This window comes from Sphingomonas sp. (assembly GCF_040398505.1).
In the GTDB taxonomy this organism is placed as follows: domain Bacteria; phylum Pseudomonadota; class Alphaproteobacteria; order Sphingomonadales; family Sphingomonadaceae; genus Sphingomonas.
Map to the genome: position 1 here is coordinate 1 of NZ_JBBATX010000191.1, position 1,867 is coordinate 1,867.

General features: G+C 68.3%; 3 protein-coding genes and 1 tRNA gene. All 4 read left to right on the plus strand.

The genetic code is table 11. The features are described from left to right. Positions 1-705: 4-hydroxy-tetrahydrodipicolinate reductase (dapB, locus tag ABWP09_RS14260; protein WP_353205782.1), on the plus strand; the 705-nt coding region annotated here is incomplete at its 5' end. Then, positions 702-1,364 carry an endonuclease III gene (gene nth / locus ABWP09_RS14265; protein WP_353205783.1) on the plus strand — a complete coding sequence of 221 codons (663 nt, stop codon included), beginning with the start codon at positions 702-704 and terminating at the stop codon, positions 1,362-1,364. The genes dapB and nth, both read left to right, overlap by 4 nt. A 1-nt stretch (position 1,365) precedes the next feature. After that, positions 1,366-1,737, plus strand: a complete 372-nt coding sequence (locus ABWP09_RS14270; protein ID WP_353205784.1) for a hypothetical protein — start codon at positions 1,366-1,368, stop codon at positions 1,735-1,737. Positions 1,738-1,790: 53 nt separating this feature from the next. Beyond that, positions 1,791-1,867, plus strand: a tRNA-Arg gene (locus ABWP09_RS14275).

Here is a 1,867-nt window from a genome sequence, read left to right on the forward strand (position 1 = left end):
AGTGCGGGGCGGATGGGGCAGGCGCTCGCCGCCGCCGTGCCCGATCTCGGCGCGACGCTGGTCGGCGGGATTGACGCCGGGGGCGATCCGGTGGCGTTGGCGCACGATGCCGCGGTGCTGATCGATTTCTCGACGCCCGCCGCCCTCGAACGCACGCTTGCCGCCGCACGGGCGGCGCGCACGCCGATCCTGATCGGCACGACCGGCCTGTCGACGACGCACCATGCGCTGATCGATGCCGCCGCTGGCGAGATCGCGGTGCTGCAGACCGGCAATGTCTCGCTCGGCGTCACGCTGCTCGCCAAGCTGGTGCGCGATGCCGCCGCGCGGCTTGGGCCCGACTGGGACATCGAGATTGCCGAGATGCACCACCGCCACAAGGTCGATGCGCCCTCGGGCACTGCGCTGCTGCTCGGCGAAGCGGCGGCGGCGGGGCGCGGCATCACGCTCGCCGAAGCCAAGGTCGCCGATCGCGCCGGGCTGACCGGGGCACGCTCGGAGGGGACGATCGGCTTCGCCTCCATGCGCGGCGGATCGGTCGCGGGCGATCATCTCGTTATCTTCGCAGGCGAGGGCGAGCGGATCGAGATCGGCCACCGCGCCGAAAACCGCGCGATCTTCGCGCGCGGCGCGATCACCGCGGCGCTGTGGCTGGTCGGCAAACCAGCGGGGCGCTACGGCATGGAACAGGTGCTGGGGGTTTGAAGAAGACCGACGTCGTCGACTTCTACGCCCGGCTCGCCGCGGACAATCCGCATCCCGAGACCGAACTGGCGTATGGCAATGCCTATCAGCTCGTCGTGGCCGTCGCGCTGTCGGCGCAAGCGACCGATATCGGCGTCAACAAGGCGACGCGGCTGCTGTTCGAGAGCGTGAAGACCCCTGCCGACATGGTCGCGCTCGGCGAGGCGGGGCTGAAGCAGCACATCAAGACGATCGGGCTGTTCAACACCAAGGCCAAAAACGTCATCGCTTTGTCGGAACGCCTGATCGCCGAGTATGACGGCGAAGTCCCGGCCGACCGCGCCGCGCTCGAAACGCTGCCCGGTGTCGGGCGCAAGACCGCCAATGTCGTCTTGAACGTCGCGTTCGGCGCGGAGACGTTCGCGGTCGACACGCACATCTTCCGCGTCGGCAACCGCACCGGCCTCGCGCGCGGCAAGACCCCGCTCGCGGTCGAACTGAAGCTGGACAAGGCGACGCCGCAACCCTTCCGGCTGCACGCTCATCACTGGTTAATCTTGCACGGGCGATATGTCTGCAAGGCGCGGACGCCCGAATGCTGGCGCTGCAGCGTCGCCGATCTGTGTGCGTTCAAGCCGAAGACCCCGGCGCCGAAGGTTCGCGCGCCCAAGGAGACATGACATGCGCATGCTGCTCGCCGCCCTCGCCTTCACCGCTGTCGCTGCCCCCGGCATGGCGCGCGACCGCGAGGCGATCCCCGCCGCGACCGAAACGGGCAAGCCCGAAAGCTGCATTCCGCTGCGCCAGATCAGCGAAACCCGCGTCCATGGCGACCGCACGATCGATTTCATCATGACCGGCCGCAAAGTGTACCGCAACACCCTGCCTTATGCCTGCCCGGGGCTTGGGTTCGAAGAGCGTTTCTCTTACGAAACCAGCCTGAGCCAGCTGTGTTCGGTCGACATCATCACCGTGCTCTACGCCACCCCGGCGCTGCAGCGCGGCGCCAGTTGCGGTCTCGGCCCGTTCCAGCCGGTGACGCTCGCCAAATAGCCGCCAAGCAGGGACTGGCGCAGCGCGCGCGGCTTTGCTAGGCGAGCGTTCAGGCACCCGTAGCTCAGCTGGATAGAGCGCTGCCCTCCGAAGGCAGAGGCCACTGGTTCGAATCCAGTCGGGTGCACCA